Genomic DNA, 19,092 nt, shown 5'->3' on the forward strand with positions numbered 1-19,092 from the left:
AGCGCTACTTCGTCAACAGGATCCAGGCCGCCAGTTTTTTCGCGTCCGCTTCGCTGACCTGGTTGTTGGCCGGCATCGGCACCTGTCCCCAGACGCCCGATCCGCCCTTGATGATCTTGCCGGCGAGCATGTCGGCCGCGCCCTTGTTGTCCTTGTACTTGGCCGCGACTTCCTTGAACGAAGGGCCGAGGATCTTGCGCTCGACCGCGTGGCAGCTCATGCAGTTCTTCGAGGTGGCCAGGGCCAGGTCGGCAAGGGCGGGTGCGGCGGAAGCCAGGCCCAGGGCGGCCAGCAGAAGCGCTCTTTTCATGAAGTCCTTGTCGCGTGGGTGCGTTAAAGTCGATCCAACGCGATTGTAGGTAGCGCGGTGCACGGTCCGCCGCGATGCGGGCCTGGAAAACCGGAGGGATTCTCTATGTGGTTTCTGTTGCTGGGCCTTCTTGGCGTGGCCCTCAAATACTTCGAAGTCGGCTTCGTGGCCCAGTGGGACTGGTGGATCGTGCTCATCCCCTTCGCGCTGGCCGCGGCCTGGTGGGCCTGGGCCGACTGGTCAGGCTACACCAAGCGCAAGGTGGTCGAACGCGAAAACGCGCGCCGGCAGGACCGCATCGACCGGCAGCGCAGCAATCTGGGCCTTCTGACCAGCCGTTCCAACCGCCGCCGCCGCGGCGGACGCTAGAGCCCGAAACAGCGTCGTCGGCCTGGGCTTTGTCGTGTTCGGCGCCAGCGCGTGGGTGTTGGCGGGGTGATCAGTACTTGTCGAGCACCGCACCCGAGCTCGCGCTCGATGCATTGAACGCGAACTTGGCCTGCACGCCGCGCGTGTAGCGCGGGGCAGGGGCCTTCCATCCTTCCCGGCGCTTCGCGAGTTCGGCGTCGGACACGTTGAGTTCGAGCTTGAGCTGGTGCGCGTCGATGGTGATCGAGTCGCCCTCGTTGACGAAGGCGATGGTGCCGCCGGCCGCGGCCTCGGGCGCCACGTGGCCGACCACCATGCCCCAGGTGCCGCCCGAGAAGCGGCCGTCCGTGATGAGGCCCACGCTTTCGCCGAGGCCGGCGCCGATCAGCGCGCCGGTGGGCGCCAGCATCTCCGGCATGCCGGGGCCGCCCTTGGGGCCGAGGTAGCGCAGCACCATCACGTCGCCGGCCTTGATTTTGCCGTCGAGGATGGCCTGCAGCGCCGACTGCTCGTCGTCGAACACGCGCGCCGGGCCGGTGATGACCGGGTTCTTGAGGCCGGTGATCTTGGCCACCGCGCCCTCGGGCGAGAGGTTGCCCTTGAGGATGGCCAGGTGGCCCTCGGCGTACATCGGATTCGTGATCGGGCGGATCACGTCTTGGTCGGCACGCGGCTGGTCGGGCACGTCCTTCAGCACCTCGGCGATGGTCTGGCCGGTGATCGTGATGCAGTCGCCGTGCAGCAAACCCGCGTTCAGCAGGATCTTCATCACCTGCGGGATGCCGCCGGCCTGGTGCAGGTCGACCGCGAGGTACTTGCCGCTGGGCTTGAGGTCGCACAGCACCGGCACCTTCTTGCGGATGCGCTCGAAGTCGTCGATCGACCATTCCACGCCCGCCGCGTGCGCGATGGCGAGGAAGTGCAGCACCGCGTTGGTGGAGCCGCCGGTGGCCATGATCACGGCCACCGCGTTCTCGATCGCCTTCTTGGTCACGATGTCGCGCGGCTTGATGTCCTTCTTGATGGCCTCGATCAGCACCTTGGCCGATTCCTTGGCCGAGTTGGCCTTCTCGTCGTGCGGGTTGGCCATGGTCGAGGAGTAGGGCAGCGAGATGCCGAGCGCCTCGAAGGCCGAACTCATGGTGTTGGCCGTGTACATGCCGCCGCAGGAGCCGGTGCCGGGGATCGCGCGCTTCTCGATTTCCTTCAGGTCCTCGTCGCTCATGTTGCCGGCGGCGTTCTGGCCGACCGCCTCGAACACGCTCACGATGTTGAGGTCCTGGCCCTTGTAGCGGCCCGGCAGGATGGTGCCGCCGTAGACATAGATCGCCGGCACGTTGGCGCGCAGCATGCCCATCAGGCCGCCGGGCATGTTCTTGTCGCAACCGCCGACCACCAGCACGCCGTCCATCCACTGGCCGCCGACGCAGGTCTCGATGCAGTCGGAGATGACCTCGCGGCTCACCAGCGAGTACTTCATGCCTTCGGTGCCCATGGCCATGCCGTCGGAAATGGTCGGCGTGCCGAAGACCTGCGCGTTGCCGCCGGCTTCCTCGATGCCGGCGATCGCGGCGTCGGCCAGCTTCTGCAGGCCCGAGTTGCACGGCGTGATGGTGCTGTGGCCGTTGGCCACGCCGACCATCGGCTTCTTGAAATCGCCTTCCTCGTAGCCCATCGCGTAGAACATCGAGCGGTTGGGCGCGCGCGACTTGCCTTCGGTGATGTTGGCGCTGCGGGCGTTGATCTTGATCGTCTGGGTGGCCATGGTGTCTCTGGTCTTGAATCGGGGGAAGGCAAGTATCGGACGATTGACTGATTGGTTCCAATCCGAATTTCAAGCCCGATTGATATGCTCGGCATATGAAAGAAGCCTGGATCGACCTGCGCGCCTGGCGCCAGTTCCTCGCGGTGGCCGAGGAGCTGCATTTCGGCCGTGCCGCCGCGCGCCTGCACATGACGCAGCCGCCCGTCACGCAGGCCATCGCGCAGCTCGAAAAAACGCTGGGCGTGCGGCTGTTCGACCGCACCCGGCGCCGGGTCGCGCTCACGCCCGCGGGCGAGGCGCTGTTGCCCGAGGTGCGCGAGCTGCTGGCGCGCGCGCAGGCGCTGCCGGTGCGGGCGAAGGCGGCGGCGGCCGGTGAAGTGGGGCGCGTGCGGCTCGCCTTCGTCTCGACCATCGGGTTCGAGCGGCTGCCGGCCTGGGTGCGCGAATTCCGCGTGAGCTGCCCCGAAGTCGCGCTGGAACTGGTCGAGGCCACCGGCGACGTGCAGCTCGAAGCCTTCGCCCGCGGCGAGATCGATGCCGGCCTGATGCTGCATTCGCCCGGTTTCGCGCCGCCCGGCCTGGAGCGGCTCGCGGTGTCCGAGGAGCCGCTGGTGCTGGCGCTGCCGGCGAAGCATCCCCTGGCCTGGATGCCGAAGCTGCCGCTGGCCGAGGTGCTGGCCGAGCCGCTGGTGATCTTTCCGCGCCGCATCGTGCCCTCGCTGCACGACGCGATCTTCGGGCTCTACCACGCGGCCGGCCTGGCGCCGCGGGTTGCGCAGGAAGCGATCCAGATGCAGACCATCGTGAACCTGGTGTGGGGCGGACTCGGCGTGGCCTGGGTGCCGGAGAGCGTGACGCAGTTCCGGCGCGCCGGCGTGGTCTACCGCGCTGCGACCGAGTTCGCGCCCACTGGACGGCGAAAGACCGCCGTCTTGCCCGGCTGCGAGACCAGCCTGGTCTGGCCCGGCCACACCGACAACCCGGCGCTCGCCCGCTTCGTGCGATTCGTCCAGGAGCAGGGACTGTCACATCCGTGGGCACAATAGGCCGATGCTCACGTACCCGCAGATCAATCCCGTCGCCCTGCAGCTCGGGCCGATCGCCATCCATTGGTATGGCCTGACCTATCTGGCCGCCTTCGCGCTGTTCTACTTCCTCGGTACGCGCCGGCTGCGGCACGAGCCCTTCCGTTCCATCACCGGACCGGGCGCCTGGACCCGCAAGGACCTGGAGGACATCCTCTTCCTCGGCGTCATGGGCGTGATCGTCGGTGGCCGGCTCGGCTATTGCCTGTTCTACAAGCCCGGCTACTACCTCACGCACCCGCTGGAGATCTTCTTCGTCTGGCAGGGCGGCATGAGCTTCCACGGCGGGCTGCTCGGCGTGATCGCCTCGATGCTGTGGTTCGCACGTTCGCGTGCGCGGCCGTACTGGCAGGTGATGGATTTCGTGGCGCCCTGCGTGCCCACCGGGCTGGCGGCCGGGCGGGTGGGCAATTTCATCAACGGCGAGCTGTGGGGGCGCTTCAGCAGCCCCGACCTCCCATGGGGCATGGTGTTTCCGCAGAGCGGATCGATGCTGCCGCGCCACCCCTCGCAGGTCTACCAGTTCCTGCTGGAAGGCCTGCTGCTGTTCGCGATCCTCTGGCTCTATGCACGCAAGGAACGGCGCGAGCGGCGCGTGTCGGCGGTGTTCCTGATCGGCTACGGGCTGATGCGCTTCATCGCCGAATACTTCCGCGAGCCCGACGACTTCCTGGGCCTCCTGGCGCTCAACATGAGCATGGGGCAGTGGCTTTGCGTGCCGATGATCGTGTTCGGCATCTGGCTCTATGCCAGTGCACCCGCGGCGCGCTCAGCCGCAGCAGTGGCACGCGGCTGAGCGCGCCGCGGGCGCCAGGGTATCTCCGGAGGCAGGAATGCTTTGCCTTCTTGCGTCCGAGTTCTCATAATTACGTGTAATTACCGAAAATCACCGACGAAGCTCCCGATCTTTCATCCGCCATGCGCCTGGTCCACAACTCGCTGCACCACGAAGTCGCCGCCACGCTGCGCGAGGAGATCTTCGCCGGCACGCTGGCGCCGGGCGGCTTCGTCGACGAGGCGGCAGTGTGCGAGCGGCTTGCGATCTCGCGCACGCCGCTGCGCGAGGCGCTCAAGGTGCTGACGGCCGAGGGCCTGCTGCGGCACGAGCCGCGGCGCGGCTGCTTCGTGGCCGAGGTCACGCAGCGCGACCTGGACGACATCTTTCCCGTCATCGCGCTGCTCGAAGGGCGCTGCGCCTGGCAGGCGGCACGCAACGCCAGCGATGCCGAGCTGCTGGCACTCGAAGCCATGCACGACAAGCTCGCGAAGCACGCACGCGCCAAGCGCATCAACGAGTACTACGCGACCAATTTCGCGATCCACGAGGCGATCATCATGCTGGCCGACAATCGCTGGCTGGCGCAGGTGATCGGCGATCTGCGCAAGATCCTCAAGCTCGCGCGCCTGCAGCAACTGCATGCGCCGGGGCGGCTCGAACAGAGCCTGTCCGAACATCTCGCGGTGTTCGCCGCGCTGAAGGCGCGCGACAGCGACGGCGCCGAGGCCGCGATGCGCACCCACCTGAACCGCCAGCGCGAAGCCCTGCGGGCCATCGCGCTCCAACAGAAAGCGAAGCTGATCTCATGAATGCCAGCGACTGGATCACCCGCAGCGTCTCGCGCCTGCGTCCCGGCAGCGATGCCGCCGAAGTCAAGAAGCCCGCAGCGTCCGAAGCGAAGCCGAAGCCGGCGCCCAAGGCGGCCGCCACCGTCGGCCCGCGCCCGCTGGCCGAACGGCTGGAGGCCACGCTGCGCCGCCATGGCGAGGCGCTGGCGCCGCGTGCCTTGCGGCGCGCGCTCACCGAGTTGCAGGCGGTGGTCGACTCGAGCGTGAGCGAGGTGGAAGCAGGACGCCGCGCCCATGCGGTCGTGAAGTGGTACGCCGGGCGCGAGCTCGACGAGCGGCGCGACGTCTGGCTGCTCATGAGCGAACGCTTCGCGCCCGATCTGCAGAAGGTCAGCAGCGCGCGCGACCGGCACGGGGCCGCGATGGGTACGCCCGACGAGGCCCAGGCCGAGGTGCACCTGCGCCGCGCGCTGGTCTCGCCGCGCGCGCGGCTGCTGCAGCGCTTCGCCATCGACCCCGACGGCATGCGCTTCCTGGTCGATCTGCGTGCCGAGCTGCTGCCGCACCTGAAGGGCGACCGGCGCCTCCTGCCGCTCGATGCCGAGCTCGAGCACCTGTTCTCCACCTGGTTCGACGTCGCCTTTCTGGACCTGCGCCGCATCAGCTGGGATTCGCCGGCCTCGCTGATCGAGAAGCTGATCCAGTACGAGGCGGTGCACGACATCAAGAGCTGGGCCGACGTCAAGAACCGGCTCGACAGCGATCGCCGCTGCTACGGCTTCTTCCACCCGCGGCTGCCCAACACGCCGCTGATCTTCGTCGAGGTCGCGCTGGTCGACCACATCAGCGAAGGCATCGTGCCGCTGCTCGACGAAGCCGCCGCGCCGGTCAAGCACGACCGCGCGACGACTGCGATCTTCTATTCAATCAGCAACACCCAGAACGGCCTGCGCGGCGTGAGCTTCGGCGATTCGCTGATCAAGCGCGTGGTCGAGGAACTGCAAAAAGAGATGCCGCGCCTGAAGATCTTCGCGACGCTGTCGCCGGTCCCGGGCTTTCGCGGCTGGCTGGCGAAGAACGCGGGCTCCCTGCTGGAGCGGCTCGACGAGAAGCGCGCGACCGAGCTGGGCCGCGTGATCGGGTCCCTGCCGCCCACCGCCGAGCGCGTGCTGGCGGCGGCCGAGGACGCGAGTGCGCTCGATGCCAAATCGCCGGTGCGCCAGCTGCTGATGAATGCCGCCGCCGAGTACCTCGGGCGGGCCACCGCCGAGGGCAAGCCGGTCGATCCTGTGGCGCGCTTCCACCTGGGCAACGGCGCGCGGGTGGAGCGGCTCAACTGGGCCGGCGATCCCTCGCCCAAGGGGCTGAAGCAATCCTACGGACTCATGGTCAACTACCTCTACGATCTGAAACGGCTCGACAAGCACCGCGCCCTGCTCGCACAGGGCAAGGTGGCGGTGTCGGGCGATGTCGACGATCTTTTTCTCAAGGGCTGAGGCCCCCGACGGTTCATCACAAAAGGAGACAAGGCAATGACCCCAAGCTTCCAGCGGCGCGACATATTGCGCCTGGCCGCGGCCGCGGCCGCCGTTCTGGGCGGGGGCGCACGCGCCCAGGCCAGCTGGCCCGCCAAGCCGGTGACGATGGTGGTGCCCTTCCCGGCCGGCGGCGGCACCGACGCCTTCGCGCGGCCCTTGTCGGCGCAGTTCGCCAAGATCGCCGGCCAGACGCTGGTGATCGACAACCGCGGCGGCGCCGGCGGCACCCTGGGCGCGAGTATCGCGGCCAAGGCGCAGCCGGACGGCTACACGCTCTTCATGGGGGCGGTGCACCATGCGATCGCGCCCTCGGTCTATCCCAAGCTCGACTACGACATCGAGAAGGATTTCGTGCCGCTGATGCTGCTGGCCAGCGTGCCGCAGGTGGTGGTGATCAACCCGAAGCGGGTGAGCGCGACCACGCTCAAGGACTTCGTCGCCGAGGCCAAGAGGAATCCGGGCAAGCTCAACTACGCCTCGGCCGGCGCCGGCACCTCGCACCACCTGGCGGGCGAGCTCTTCAAGCTGCAGACCGGCACCTTCATCACCCACATTCCCTATCGCGGCGCGGGTCCGGCGCTGCAGGACCTGATCGCCGGCAATGTCGACTGCATGTTCGACGGCCTGGGCTCGTCCTCGCAGCACATCAAGGCCGGCCGTATCAAGGCGCTGATGATGTCCGGCGCCAAGCGCAACCCCGCCTTCCCCGACGTGCCCAGCGCCGCCGAGGTCGGCCTGCCGGACTACACCGTGACCACCTGGTACGGCCTGTGGACGCCGAAGGGCACGCCGGCCGAGGTGCAGGCGAAGATCGTCGACGAGATGAAGAAGGCGCTCGCCACCGAGGAGCTGAAGGCCATCTGGGCCAACAACGGCGCCGAGATCCCGAACCTCGTGATGGCGCCCTATGGCAGCTTCGTCAACTCCGAGATCAGGCGCTGGGCCGGCGTCGTGAAAGCTTCTGGCGCCAAGCTGGAATGACGGCCTCGGTCAGGCTCGAGCGCGAGGGCGCGCTCGCCTTCGTGACGCTGGCCCATCCCGGACGGCTCAATGCCATGTCGCGCGCGATGTGGCGCGAACTGCGCGCCGTGTTCGAGCAGGAGCTCGCGCAAGACGACGCCACGCGCTGCGTCGTCGTGCGCGGGGAGGGCGCTGCCTTCTGCGCCGGCGGCGACATCTCCGAGTACCCCTCCTTCCGCTTCGATGAAGCCAGCCTACGCGACTTCCACGAGAACGAGGTCTGGGGCGCGCTGGCCGCCATGCTGGCCTGCGAGCTGCCGCTGGTCGCGCAGATCGAGGGCGCCTGCATGGGCGCCGGCCTGGAGATCGCGAGCTGCTGCGACATCCGCCTGGCCGGCGAATCATCGAAATTCGGCGCGCCGATCGCGAAGCTGGGCTTTCCGATGGCGCCGCGCGAGGCGGCCCTGGTGCGTGTCGCCATCGGCGACACGCTGGCGCGCGACATGCTGCTGGCCGCCAGCGTGCACGATGCGCGCCGCCTCTACGACGCTGGCTTTGTGCTGAGCGTGCTGCCGGATGCGCAGGTCGCTGCGGGAGCGCTGGCGCATGCGCAGCGCATCGCCGCGCTGGCGCCGGAGGCTGCACGCCTCAACAAGCGGACCTTCTTCGCCGGCACGGTCGACCGGCTGCTCGCCAGCGCCTACGATTACGCCGATTCGCCCGAACACCGCGAGGGCATCGCCGCCTTCCTCGCCAAGCGCAACCCCGTCTTCTGACCATGACCGAAACGACCAACGCCAACCTCTACGCCGCGCTGCGTGCGGCCTTCCCCGCCGATCTCGATGCCATCGCGGTCGAGACCGACGACGGCCTGTTCTATTCCTGGCGCGACCTGGAGCGCGCGAGCGCGATGATCGCGAACCTGCTCGACGCGCTGAAGCTCGACAAGGGCGCTCGCATCGCGGTGCAGGTCGAGAAGTCGGTCGAGGCCATGCTGCTCTACCTCGCGACGCTGCGCGCGGGCTACGTGTTCCTGCCGCTCAACACCGCCTACCGCGGCGCCGAGATCGAGTACTTCATCGGCAACGCCGAGCCGGCGGTGGTGGTCTGCAGCAGCGCGAATGCATCGTGGGTGGCGCCGATCGCGACCGCGGCCGGTACCCGCCACGTGTTCACGCTCGACGACGACCGCACCGGCACGCTGCTCGAAGTTGCGGCGCAGTGCAGCGACCGCCACACCGTCGCGCAGAAGAAGGACGACGACCTCGCCGCCATCCTCTACACCAGCGGCACCACCGGCCGCAGCAAGGGCGCGATGCTCACGCACCGCAACCTGCGCTCCAACGCCGAGGTGCTGAAGGACTACTGGGGCTGGCACAGCGGCGCGCAGGGGGAGGGCGATGTGCTGATCCATGCACTGCCGATCTTCCACGTGCACGGCCTCTTCGTCGCCATCCACGGCGCGCTGATCAGCGGCAGCAAGATGATCTGGCTCAACAAGTTCGATCCCAAGCGCGTGGTGGCCCGGCTGCCCGAGGCGACCGTGTTCATGGGCGTGCCCACGCTCTACGTGCGCATGCTGGCCGAGCCGGGGCTGACGCGCGAGGCCTGCAACGGCATGCGTCTTTTCATCGCGGGCTCGGCACCACTGCTGATCGAGACCTTTGAGGCCTGGCGCGAGCGCACCGGCCACACCATTCTCGAGCGCTACGGCATGAGCGAGACCGTCATGCTCAGCTCCAACCCCTACAGCGCGGTGCAGGGCCAGCGGCGCGGCGGGACGGTGGGCTTCCCGCTGCCCGGCGTCCAGCTGCGCGTGCGCGACGATGCGGGCGAGCCCTGCCCGACGGACGAGATCGGCCACATCGAGGTGGCCGGCCCCAACGTGTTCGCCGGCTACTGGCGCATGCCCGAGAAGACCAAGGAAGAGTTCACCGCCGACGGCTATTTCAAGACCGGCGACGTCGGCAAGATCGACGGGCTCGGCTACGTCAGCATCGTGGGCCGCAGCAAGGACCTGATCATCAGCGGCGGCTACAACGTCTATCCGGCCGAGATCGAGGGCTACATCAACGAAATGGCCGGCGTGGCCGAGAGCGCGCTCGTGGGCGTGCCGCATCCGGAATTCGGCGAGGTCGGCGTCGCCATCGTCACGCCCAAGCCCGGTGCGGCGCTCGACGGCGACGCGATCATCGGAGCGCTCAAGAAGAAGCTGGCCAACTTCAAGATCCCCAAGCGCTGCTTCGTCGTCTCCGAGCTGCCGCGCAATGCGATGGGCAAGGTGCAGAAGGCCCTGTTGCGCGAGCAGCACAAGGGCTTGTTCGTCTAGCTGCCGCTGCCGTAGGGCCGCGTGAGGATCTCGAGGTTGTGGCCGTCGGGATCGTTCCAGTAGACGCCGCGGCCGCCGTCGCCGTGGTTGATCTCGCCGGCATGGCGGTGGCCCGGGTCGGCCCAGTAGGGCAGGCCGCGTTCGCGGATGCGGCCGAAGATCTGGTCGAACTCGGCCTCGCTCACAAGAAAGGCCAGGTGCTGCCATGGGATGTCGCCCTCGACCTGCATGTAGTCGAGGGTGACGCCGTTGTCGACCTCGACGCCCTGGAAGGGGCCGAAGGGAACGGGCGCACCGCGGCCGAGGATCTCTGCCAGGAACACCGCGGATGCCCGTGGATCGCGGGCCCGGACGATCGTGTGATTGAGCTGGATGGCCATGCGGTGGATGGTAGCGCCGGGCGCGGGTTAGCGCTGTGGCATGCAAGCTGCTTTCGACGTAAGTTTTCGCCTCTCGCCCCGCATCCTCGGAGGACTCGTGAACCGCCTGCTCAGCACCGACGCCGTGCCGCGCGATCAGCGGCTCGCGTACTGGACCGACATGATCTGCAACATCTATGTGCAGCTCGGTTGCGATCCGGTGCGCAACGGCCCGTCGGGCGACTTCGAAGGCAGCATCCGCCAGCACACGCTGCCGGCCCTCGACGTCTCGGTGGTGCGCTCGGGCGCGCAAAGCGTCATGCGCACGCCGGGCCACATCGCGCGCTCTTCCGACGACTATTTCCTGGTCGGTATCCAGACCCGCGGCCATGGCGTGGTGCGGCAGGACGGGCGCGATGCCGTGCTGGCGGTGGGCGACTTCGCGCTCTACGACAGCACGCGGCCCTACCAGCTCTTCTTCGACGACGCCTTCGAGCAGATCGTGCTCAAGCTCCCCGGCGAGCGCCTGCGCAGCGAGCTGCGCGACACAGAAGCGCTGACGGCCACGGCGGTGTCCGGCCGCGAGGGCGCGGGCCACCTGCTGATCAACATGATCGGCACGCTGCGCGAGGACATCGATGCGCTGCAACCGGCCTCTGCGCTGGCGGTTGCGAACGGCGTGCTCAGCATCCTCGTGGCCGGCCTGCAGACGTTACCCGCGGCCCGCTCGCCGAGCCTCAGCAACCTGACCGCCTTCCATCTCGCGCGCATCAAGCGCCGCATCGACGCACAACTTGGCGATGCCGGGCTCTCGGTCGGCAGCCTCGCGGCCGAACTCGGCCTGTCGGCGAGCCAGATCCACCGCGTGTTCAAGAGCGAGCCGCTCACGCCTGCGCAGTACATCTGGGAGCGTCGCCTCGAGGCCTGCAGCCGCGACCTGCTGGAACCCCGCCTGGCCGGCCGCACCGTGAGCGAGATCGCCTATGGCCGCGGCTTCAACGATGCGGCGCATTTCAGCCGCGCATTCCGCGAACGCTTCGGTTGCGCGCCGCGCGAATGGCGGCTGGGCGGCGGCCGGCAGTGACGGCGCCCCGCCGTCATGCCCAGGTGCGCATCTCGATCCTCAGCTGAGCCTTGATGCCGGGGGTGGTTCCGGGCGGCGAGACGACGGGAATCTTGAATGTCAGCGCGCCGGCCTGCGGGCTGACAGGCGCCGGAATTGCGGCCACATTGGGTGTCTGGCTCTGAAAGCCGTATTGCAGCCGCCAGCCTCCGGCCGCTGCAGGATCCGGAACGGCCTCCACGAGGATCTGGTCGCGATAGAGAAAGCCGCCCTCGAAGTGCTTGTTCAGCCAGAGCACGCCGTCGACTTCGTAGTCGGGCACCAGAACGTTGAGGTCGAATGCGAACGCGATCGAATTGCCCAGGTCGGGGCTGGCCCGGGTCGGATCGAGGAAGATCGAGAACAGGTGGGGGCTCGCCGCCTGGGCTGCCTTGCGCGCGATGCCGGGGCCTTGATCGGGAAAGAGGTCGTCGAACTTTCGCTGAATCGCGGAGTTCTCGCGCACCACCCTGCGGTGCAGCTGCCACTGGCTTCTGCGCAGGGTCGCGACGATCTCGAAGCGGTAGGAGGCGCGGACCGCGTGGCCGCTTTTTCTCTTCGCCTCCACCTCTTCGGGCAGGGCGACTTCTTCGATGTCGAGTATTCCGTCGGTCCGCACCGAGCCGAAGAGAAAGCGCGTGAGGTTCTGGTAGCCCTCCTCGGAATTGACGATGCCGTAGTGGCCCGAATGACTGCGGAACACGAACGCGCGCGGAGAGTCGACGCGCAGCCGGGGACCTTCTTCGGGCCCGACCATGCCGAAGGTCGTTGCGTTGTCCATCCGGACGAGGCCGTCGCTCGCGTCGCCCACGGCCCACGATGAAAGTCCCTGGAGCGCCAGATAGTCGGCGGGATTCGAGCCGACCAGATTGAACACGCGTTCGGCAGGAAAGTGCGTGAGTTCCGAGACGTCCGTCGCAGTCGGGGCGAGCTTCAGGTAGGACTTCATGGTGTCCCGGTTGAAGTTGGTGGCTTCGCCGAGTGCGCCCCAGCCGGGCACATTGCGCACCACCCTGAGGTCGATGCCGTTGTGCGGCGTGGCGTAGGTGAACAGCTTGTCGACGGCATCCCGGGCCTCCTGAGTGCCCAGCGTGTCGTTCTGCAGGAAGGCGCGGCATACCAGGCCGCCCATCGAATGCGCGACCAGGTAGATCTTGAAGTCCTTTTCCTCCACGCCGTTGTCGAGCGGGTCGCCCAGGATCGGATGCTTGCCGTTCTTCCTGCAGACGAGGGTGCGCATGCGCAGGATGAGCTCGCCGAGGTTCTGCGCGAAATGGGTGATCGGATGCGGCTGCCCGTCGCCGAACTCGTTGGAGGCGTCATCGTAGTAGCGCAGGATCGCGATCGACTGGTAGGGCAGCGTGATGTCGGAGCGCAGCGGCTTGGTCTTGTCGTCGGGATCCGGTGCGGTCAGGTCTTCGCCGTTCACGTAGACATCGTCGTACCACTGGTCCGAGCGCTCTCGGCCGGTGGCGGTGCGTCGCCAGATGATCTCGTCCTTCAGGCGGACGAGCGGCGACTCGAAGAAGTACCGGCGCATGGTGCCGTCCCAGATACGGCGAGACTTCGTGCTGCCGATGTTGAAACCCATGAAAGGGTCTGCCACCGTGGCCTCGATCTCGCTCTGCGTGCCGGCGAAGCCGCGAACATAGATGATGGGGTGGTACGGCGCGTGCGGATTGGCCATGCGATTCTCCTGGCGCGGGCAGTCCGTACGAGTTCTTCACCGGCGCCGCGATACCGGGCGTTTATATGCCCGTCACCTCGTGCGCGACATCACTCGTTTGGTGTAGAGCGATGGATATGCGCCGGGCGCCGGTTGCCGGCGCAGCGGCGCGGCCCTACTGCACGAGCAGCACCGAAATGTCGGTCTCCGAAACGACCTTGGTCGCCACCGAGCCCATGAGGGCGCGGCCGAAGATGCCGTGGCCGTGGGTGCCCATCACGATCAGCTCGGCGCCGCCCGCGGTCGCGGCCTTCAGGATCTCTTCGGCGGCGTGGCCGTGGCGCGGCTCGGCGCGGTAGTTGCCGATGTCGTGCTTCGCGAAGAAAGCCTTGACGGGCTCGAGCACCTTGGCGTTTTCTTCCGTGTAGTAGTCCTCCACCACATCCTTGCTGAGATGGCGGACCGCATGGCCGGGCAGGCCGCTGCACACGTGCACCACGATCAGCGCATGGCCGTCGACGAACATGCCGCGATGGGCGGCCAGGTAGTCGAGCGCTTTCTGCGTATGGGAACTGCCGTCGACGGCGATCAGGATCTTCATGCACTGCCTCTCGTTCTCTTGCAACCTGCGGCGAAAGCGCCGCATGGCAAGGTTATACGGCGAGGTGCCGCGCACGTACAGAGAAGCCGAGTAGAAGCCGAGTGGATGCAGGGGGCCTTGCGCTCAGCCGCGCAAGCCCTTCCAGAGCATGTAGGCCGCCAGCACGTAGAGGATGCTTGCGAACACGCGCTTGAGCTTCGACACCGGCAGGCTGTGCGCGGCTTTCGCGCCGAGCGGCGCAGTGAGGAAGCTGCAGACCGCGATCACGGCCAGCGCAGGCAGCCAGATGTAGCCGATCGAGCCGGCCGGCAGGTCCTGCACCGATTGGCCGCTGGCCACGTAGCCGAGCACGTTGGCCACCGCGATCGGAAAGCCCAAAGCGGCGCTGGTGGCGACCGCGTTGTGGATTGCGACATTGCACCAGGTCATGAAGGGGACGCTGATGAAGCCGCCGCCGGCGCCGACCAGGCCCGAGAGGAAGCCGATCGCGCCGCCGCCCGCGAGCTGGCCCGCGGTGCCGGGCATCTGTCGCGTCGGCTTGGGCTTGCGGTTCAGGAACATTTGCGTTGCCGAGAAACCGACGAAGAGCGCAAAGAAGACGGCGAGCGCCGAGCCCTTGAGCAGAGCGAACACGCCGAGGCTGCCGACCAGGCTGCCGATCACGATGCCGGGCGACAGCCTTTTCACGATGTCCCAGCGCACGGCGCCGCGCCTGTGGTGCGCGAGCACGCTCGAGATGGACGTGAACATGATGGTCGACATGGAGGTTGCGATCGCCATCTTCACCGCCAGGTCGGCCGGCACGCCGCGATGGCCCAGGATGATCGTGATGAAAGGCACCATCAACATGCCGCCGCCGATGCCGAGCAGGCCGGCGAGAAAACCGGTACCGACGCCGAGCACGGCGAGTTCGGCGACCAGCAGGGGGGCGATCGTCATGAAGGGAGGCCTCTGAAAAAAGCCACGGCCCCGAATACGGGGCCGTGGCCGTCCAAAAAAGGTGTCTGCGAGTGAGGCCGGACTCGCATCCTGAACCAGGGTTCAGGTGGGCGAGGGCAGCAAGGCTTCGGGTTCATCTGACGCGAGATGATCACACCCGCCAAGCGATATACCAAGCCCTGCTCCGTAGAGCATTGGAACAAGGAAATATTAAGCCCGACACGCACCGCAGACGGAGTGGATTTTACGCCCGCAATGACGAGCGCATGTAGTCCGTCACAGCAAATGGTCGTCGCCGGCGAGGGCCTGGTCGAGGCGCTGGATCAGTTGTGCGGCACGGGCATCGTCGGCCGCTGCATCGGGACCCGCCGCAGGGGCGGCCGCCGGCGCGGCAGGCGCCGCGATCGTCGCTTCGCGCTGGGCCAGGTCGAAGGCGAGGTTCAGCGAGGCCAGCACCGCGATGCGGTCGCGCGCCTTCACCTTGCCCGCGTCGCGGATCTTGCACATCGCGGCATCGACGCGCTCGACGGCTTCGCGCAGCTGCGGCTCGCCGCCTTCGGGGCAGCCTAGCAGGTAACTCTGGCCCATGATCTGGACTTCGACTTGTTTCATCAGGAAGAGGGAGCGTCTTGAGAGGGTTCTGCCGGCAGCTGTTCGAGCAGCGCATCGAGCCGCGTGCGCGCCGCGGCCAGCCGCGACTTGAGCGCATCGCGTTCGCGCGTGAGCGCGTTCACCTGCTCCAGCAGCAACGCGTTGGTGCGCTGCACTTCTTCGTGGCGCACAAGCAAACGTTCGACGCGCTCGGCGATCTGTTCAATACGGCTCGGTGCAGGCATGGGGGGCGATTGTAGTTTCCGGCGAGCGCGCTTTCGCACTTAAAATCCCGCGCGTTGGTGCTCGCGCCGCGGTTCACGCGGCGCAGTTCAACGGGAAGCAGGAGTCGAAGCCCCCTCGGGCCGAGCCAGCCTGCGCTGCCCCCGCAACGGTCAAGCAGACGGCGTCTTTCCGATGCCACCCTCGTCAAGAAGCCACTGGGCGCCCTGAAACAGGCGCCTGGGAAGGCGACGGGGGCGCGCTGCCAGCCCGGATACCGGCCAACGAGGCGGCTGCCGCATGCGTGAAGCATGAGGCGGTCATGACGTCCAAGCACCGGCGGGGAAGCCGGTGACGGACATTGATCTCTTGTGTTTCCCATGATGACAACCTGCGTTTCTTCCGCACGCGCCGACGGGCGTGCTTCGTCGCGTCCGCTGGCACGCCCCAGCGCCATCTCCCTTTCGGTTGCCGCGTTGCTGGGCATGCCCGCGCTCGCCTTCGCACAAGCTGCAGCCCCGGCATTGCCCGAAACGGTGGTGACCGCGACCCGCACGCCCACGCGTGCCGACGAGCTGGTGTCGGACACGGTGGTCATCGATCGCGCGCAGATCGAACGCCAGGCCAGCCGCACGCTGCCCGAACTGCTGGCGCGTGTCGCGGGGGTTCAGATGTCCGCCAACGGCGGTGCGGGCAAGGTCAGCAGCGTATTCATCCGCGGCACCGAAGCCCGCCACACGATCCTGCTGATCGACGGCGTGCGCTATGGCTCCGCCACAGCCGGCACGCCCTCGTGGGACAACATCCCGGTCGAGATGATCGAACGTATCGAAGTGGTCAAGGGGCCGGCCTCGGCGCTCTACGGCAGCGACGGCGTGGGCGGTGTGGTGCAGATCTTCACGCGCAAGGCCAAGCCGGGCGAGGACTCGTTCAGCCCGCGCGCGTCGAGCACCATCGGCAGCGAAGGCTACAAGCAGATCACCGGCGGCTTCACCGGCGCCTCGGGGCCCTTCACGTACTCGCTCGACGCGCAGCGCACGATCGACAAGAGCTTCTCCGCGACCAACCGCAAGGTGCAGTTCGGCAACTTCAACCCGGACCGCGATCCTTTCATGCAGAGCGCCCTCAACGCGTCGCTGGGCTACCAGATCAATCCAGACTGGAAGATCGACAGCGGCCTGCTGTACTCGGAAGGCCTGAACCATTTCGACGACGGCCCCAATCGCGACACCCGCGCCGTTGTGCGCACCCAGACCGCGTACATCGGCGCGCGCGGCAAGGTGATGCAGAACTGGTCGACGCAGCTGCGCTACGCACAGAGCCGCGACTACACGCGCTCCATCGTCGCCGCCACGCTGCCGGGCTTGTTCGAGACCACGCAGGACCAGTACCTCTGGCAGAACGACATCGCGACGCCGATCGGCACCGTGGTCGCCGGCCTCGAGCGTCGCGTGCAGGAGGTGAACAGCGACACCGCGTACACAGTGACCAAGCGCGACATCGACTCGGCCTTCGTCGGCCTCAACGGCAGCGCGGGCGCCCACAGCTGGCAGGTCGATGCGCGACACGACCGCAATTCGCAGTTCGGCGACAGCAACACCTGGTTCGCCGGCTACGGCTACCGGATCACGCCGAACTGGCGCGTCAACGCGTCGCACGGCACCAGCTTCGTCGCGCCTTCGTTCAACCAGCTCTACTTCCCCAACTTCGGCAACGCGGCGCTGCAGCCGGAAGAGGGCAAGAACACCGACGTCGGCATCACCTGGAGCCAGGACGGCCAGAGCGTGAAGCTGGTGCGCTACGACAACAAGATCCGCGGCTTCATCACCAACACCACCCGGCCCGAGAACATACTCCGCGCACGGATCGAAGGCTGGACGCTGGGGTACGACGGCCAGTTCGGCCCCTGGGGCGTGCATGCGAACCTGGACTCGCTGGACCCGCGCAACGAGGGTACCGGCAAGCTGCTGCCGCGCCGCGCGAAGAACACCGTTTCACTGGGCATCGACTACGCCGTCGGCCCCTGGAAGTTCGGCGGCTCGGCGCTGCATGTGGGGCGCCGCTTTGACGACGTGGCCAATACGCGCAGACTCGGCAACTACACGACCGTCGATCTCTATGCCGAGTACCAGGTGGCGAAGGACTGGTCGGTGCAGGGGCGCATCACGAACCTCAACGACGTGACCTACGAGACAGCCTATGGCTACAACCAGCGCGGGCGCGCTGCCTACCTGACGGTGCGGTGGCAGCCGAAATGAACATCGCACGCCGCGAGCTGATCCTCGGCGGTCAGCGCAGCGGCAAGTCGCGGCGCGCCGAAGGGCGCGCGGCCGAGTGGCTTGCGCGTTCTCCCGCGCACCATGCGGTGCTGATCGCGACCGCGATGGCGCACGACGACGAGATGCGCGAACGCATCGCCCGGCATCGCGAGGACCGCGCGCTGCGCGTGCCGGGCCTCGCCACCGTCGAGGAGCCGATCGCGCTCGGTCCCGCGCTGGCCCGGCTGAGCGCGCCGCATGTCCTGGTGGTGGTCGATTGCCTCACGCTGTGGCTCACCAACCTGCTGATGCCGGCGGCGTCCGCGTCTCAGGGAAGCAGCGCCTCGCTCGAGATGGTGCAGGCTTCGCTGCTGCGTGCCCTGCGCGAAGCGCGCGGCCCGGTGGTGCTGGTCGCCAACGAGATCGGTCTCGGCGTGATCCCGATGGGCAGCGAGGTGCGCGCCTTCGTCGATGCGCTGGGACGCCTCAACCAGGAGGTGGCGGCGGCCTGCGAGCGCGTCACGCTGATGGCCGCAGGCCTGCCGCTCAGTTTGAAAGAACCCGAATGAATCCGCTTTGCAGGTGGGCGCTCGCGCTGGCCGCGGCGGCGCTGACGGTCGCGGCCCATGCCGTGGTCGTGACCGACGAGCGCGGCGTGCGCGTCGACCTCCCGCGGCCGCCGCAGCGCATCGTGAGCCTGCTGCCCTCGCTGACAGAATCGGTCTGCACGCTGGGCGCCTGCGAGCGGCTGATCGGCGTCGACCGCTACTCCAACTGGCCCGATGCCGTGCGCGCACTGCCGCAGCTGGGCGGCGGCATCGATCCGAACGTCGAGGCCATCGTGGCGCTCAAGCCCGATGTGGTGCTCCTGGCCAAGTCCTCGCGCGTCACCGAGCGGCTCGAGGCGCTGGGTCTCAAAGTGATCGTGCTCGAACCGAAGAGCCATGCCGACGTGCAGCGCGTGCTCGACGCGCTCGGCCAGGTGCTGGGCATCGGCGATGCGCAACGCGTGTGGCGCGCCATCGATGCCAGCGTGACGGCGGCGGCAGAGGCGCTGCCGGCGCGCGCGAAGAACAGGCGCGTGTACTTCGAGATCAACAGCGCGCCCTACGCGGCGAGCGAAGTCTCTTTCATCGGCGAGACGCTCGCGCGCCTCGGCGTGAAGAACATCGTGCCGGCTTCGCTCGGGCCCTTTCCCAAGCTCAATCCCGAATACGTGGTGCGCGCCGATCCCGACCTGATCATGGTCGGCGAGCGCAGCGCGCAGGGACTCGAGCAGCGGCCGGGCTGGGCTTCCATCCGGGCGGTGCGCGAAGGCCGCATCTGCCGCTTCAAGGCTGCCGAATCCGATGTGCTGGTACGGCCTGGCCCGCGCATGGGCGAGGCTGCACAGCTCATGGCGAAGTGCCTGCAGGACAAGGCGTGAAGAGCG

At 67.7% G+C, this 19,092-nt stretch carries 20 protein-coding genes and 1 riboswitch; of the genes, 12 read left to right on the forward strand and 8 right to left on the reverse strand.

What is annotated here, in order from left to right; all coding sequences use genetic code 11:
- Positions 1–4: 4 nt before the first annotated feature.
- Positions 5–310: a c-type cytochrome gene (locus ACSQ9I_RS13075; protein ID WP_093109192.1), complete on the reverse strand. Its 306-nt coding sequence runs from the start codon at positions 308–310 to the stop codon at positions 5–7.
- Between the two features lie 105 nt (positions 311–415).
- Between ACSQ9I_RS13075 and ACSQ9I_RS13080 the strand changes: the two genes are divergently transcribed.
- Positions 416–679 carry a TIGR04438 family Trp-rich protein gene (locus ACSQ9I_RS13080; protein ID WP_093109193.1) on the forward strand — a complete coding sequence of 88 codons (264 nt, stop codon included), beginning with the start codon at positions 416–418 and terminating at the stop codon, positions 677–679.
- Positions 680–749: 70 nt separating this feature from the next.
- Here ACSQ9I_RS13080 and ilvD read toward each other — a convergent pair whose 3' ends face one another.
- On the reverse strand, positions 750–2,444 hold the full coding sequence (ilvD, locus tag ACSQ9I_RS13085; RefSeq protein WP_436292522.1) for a dihydroxy-acid dehydratase: 1,695 nt from the start codon (positions 2,442–2,444) through the stop codon (positions 750–752).
- A 95-nt stretch (positions 2,445–2,539) separates the two neighbouring features.
- On the opposite strand from ilvD, the gene ACSQ9I_RS13090 reads away from it, so the two are divergent.
- From ACSQ9I_RS13090 to ACSQ9I_RS13120, 7 genes are all read left to right on the forward strand, one after another.
- Complete coding sequence (locus tag ACSQ9I_RS13090; protein ID WP_436313438.1) at positions 2,540–3,490, forward strand: LysR family transcriptional regulator; 951 nt, start codon at positions 2,540–2,542, stop codon at positions 3,488–3,490.
- A 4-nt stretch (positions 3,491–3,494) separates the two neighbouring features.
- Complete coding sequence (gene lgt / locus ACSQ9I_RS13095; protein WP_093109196.1) at positions 3,495–4,325, forward strand: prolipoprotein diacylglyceryl transferase; 831 nt, start codon at positions 3,495–3,497, stop codon at positions 4,323–4,325.
- Between the two features lie 122 nt (positions 4,326–4,447).
- Positions 4,448–5,116 carry a GntR family transcriptional regulator gene (locus ACSQ9I_RS13100; RefSeq protein ID WP_436313439.1) on the forward strand — a complete coding sequence of 223 codons (669 nt, stop codon included), beginning with the start codon at positions 4,448–4,450 and terminating at the stop codon, positions 5,114–5,116.
- On the forward strand, positions 5,113–6,591 hold the full coding sequence (locus ACSQ9I_RS13105) for a malonyl-CoA decarboxylase (RefSeq protein WP_436313440.1): 1,479 nt from the start codon (positions 5,113–5,115) through the stop codon (positions 6,589–6,591). Before ACSQ9I_RS13100 ends, ACSQ9I_RS13105 begins: the two co-directional genes overlap by 4 nt.
- A 36-nt stretch (positions 6,592–6,627) precedes the next feature.
- Complete coding sequence (locus tag ACSQ9I_RS13110; protein WP_436313441.1) at positions 6,628–7,614, forward strand: Bug family tripartite tricarboxylate transporter substrate binding protein; 987 nt, start codon at positions 6,628–6,630, stop codon at positions 7,612–7,614.
- Positions 7,611–8,369: an enoyl-CoA hydratase/isomerase family protein gene (locus ACSQ9I_RS13115; protein ID WP_436313442.1), complete on the forward strand. Its 759-nt coding sequence runs from the start codon at positions 7,611–7,613 to the stop codon at positions 8,367–8,369. The genes ACSQ9I_RS13110 and ACSQ9I_RS13115 overlap by 4 nt, the downstream gene beginning before the upstream one ends.
- 2 nt (positions 8,370–8,371) lie before the next feature.
- Entirely contained in the window at positions 8,372–9,922 is a 1,551-nt protein-coding gene (locus tag ACSQ9I_RS13120) for a malonate--CoA ligase (protein WP_436313443.1), read from the forward strand.
- On the opposite strand, the gene ACSQ9I_RS13125 is transcribed toward ACSQ9I_RS13120, so the two are convergent.
- The gene (locus ACSQ9I_RS13125; protein WP_093109202.1) at positions 9,919–10,302 is read right to left on the reverse strand and encodes a VOC family protein; all 384 of its coding nucleotides are present in this window, start codon (positions 10,300–10,302) and stop codon (positions 9,919–9,921) included. The two genes, ACSQ9I_RS13120 and ACSQ9I_RS13125, sit on opposite strands and share 4 nt — an antisense overlap.
- A 97-nt stretch (positions 10,303–10,399) precedes the next feature.
- Here ACSQ9I_RS13125 and ACSQ9I_RS13130 point away from each other — a divergent pair, with 97 nt between their 5' ends.
- Complete coding sequence (locus tag ACSQ9I_RS13130; RefSeq protein WP_436313444.1) at positions 10,400–11,365, forward strand: helix-turn-helix domain-containing protein; 966 nt, start codon at positions 10,400–10,402, stop codon at positions 11,363–11,365.
- A 13-nt stretch (positions 11,366–11,378) separates the two neighbouring features.
- Here ACSQ9I_RS13130 and ACSQ9I_RS13135 read toward each other — a convergent pair whose 3' ends face one another.
- From ACSQ9I_RS13135 to ACSQ9I_RS13155, 5 genes are all read right to left on the reverse strand, one after another.
- The gene (locus ACSQ9I_RS13135; protein WP_436303831.1) at positions 11,379–13,070 is read right to left on the reverse strand and encodes an esterase/lipase family protein; all 1,692 of its coding nucleotides are present in this window, start codon (positions 13,068–13,070) and stop codon (positions 11,379–11,381) included.
- Positions 13,071–13,224: 154 nt separating this feature from the next.
- Positions 13,225–13,650, reverse strand: coding sequence for a universal stress protein (locus tag ACSQ9I_RS13140; protein ID WP_436313445.1), 426 nt, complete (start codon positions 13,648–13,650; stop codon positions 13,225–13,227).
- A gap of 123 nt (positions 13,651–13,773) precedes the next feature.
- Positions 13,774–14,589, reverse strand: coding sequence for a sulfite exporter TauE/SafE family protein (locus ACSQ9I_RS13145; protein WP_093109206.1), 816 nt, complete (start codon positions 14,587–14,589; stop codon positions 13,774–13,776).
- 276 nt (positions 14,590–14,865) lie between these two features.
- On the reverse strand, positions 14,866–15,201 hold the full coding sequence (locus tag ACSQ9I_RS13150) for a cell division protein ZapA (protein ID WP_093109207.1): 336 nt from the start codon (positions 15,199–15,201) through the stop codon (positions 14,866–14,868).
- The gene (locus ACSQ9I_RS13155; protein ID WP_436313446.1) at positions 15,201–15,425 is read right to left on the reverse strand and encodes a DUF904 domain-containing protein; all 225 of its coding nucleotides are present in this window, start codon (positions 15,423–15,425) and stop codon (positions 15,201–15,203) included. Before ACSQ9I_RS13155 ends, ACSQ9I_RS13150 begins: the two co-directional genes overlap by 1 nt.
- Positions 15,426–15,464: 39 nt before the next feature.
- A riboswitch (cobalamin riboswitch) is annotated at positions 15,465–15,702 on the forward strand.
- An 80-nt stretch (positions 15,703–15,782) separates the two neighbouring features.
- Between ACSQ9I_RS13155 and ACSQ9I_RS13160 the strand changes: the two genes are divergently transcribed.
- From ACSQ9I_RS13160 to ACSQ9I_RS13170, 3 genes are read left to right on the forward strand one after another with little or no spacing between them, the layout of a single operon-like run.
- Positions 15,783–17,660, forward strand: coding sequence for a TonB-dependent receptor domain-containing protein (locus ACSQ9I_RS13160; RefSeq protein WP_436313447.1), 1,878 nt, complete (start codon positions 15,783–15,785; stop codon positions 17,658–17,660).
- Positions 17,657–18,229 carry a bifunctional adenosylcobinamide kinase/adenosylcobinamide-phosphate guanylyltransferase gene (locus ACSQ9I_RS13165; RefSeq protein ID WP_436313448.1) on the forward strand — a complete coding sequence of 191 codons (573 nt, stop codon included), beginning with the start codon at positions 17,657–17,659 and terminating at the stop codon, positions 18,227–18,229. The genes ACSQ9I_RS13160 and ACSQ9I_RS13165 overlap by 4 nt, the downstream gene beginning before the upstream one ends.
- Positions 18,226–19,086 carry an ABC transporter substrate-binding protein gene (locus tag ACSQ9I_RS13170; protein WP_093109210.1) on the forward strand — a complete coding sequence of 287 codons (861 nt, stop codon included), beginning with the start codon at positions 18,226–18,228 and terminating at the stop codon, positions 19,084–19,086. The genes ACSQ9I_RS13165 and ACSQ9I_RS13170 overlap by 4 nt, the downstream gene beginning before the upstream one ends.
- Positions 19,087–19,092: the final 6 nt, after the last annotated feature.

Source organism: Variovorax sp. LjRoot84 (assembly GCF_964254305.1).
Classification (GTDB): Bacteria; Pseudomonadota; Gammaproteobacteria; order Burkholderiales; family Burkholderiaceae_C; genus Variovorax.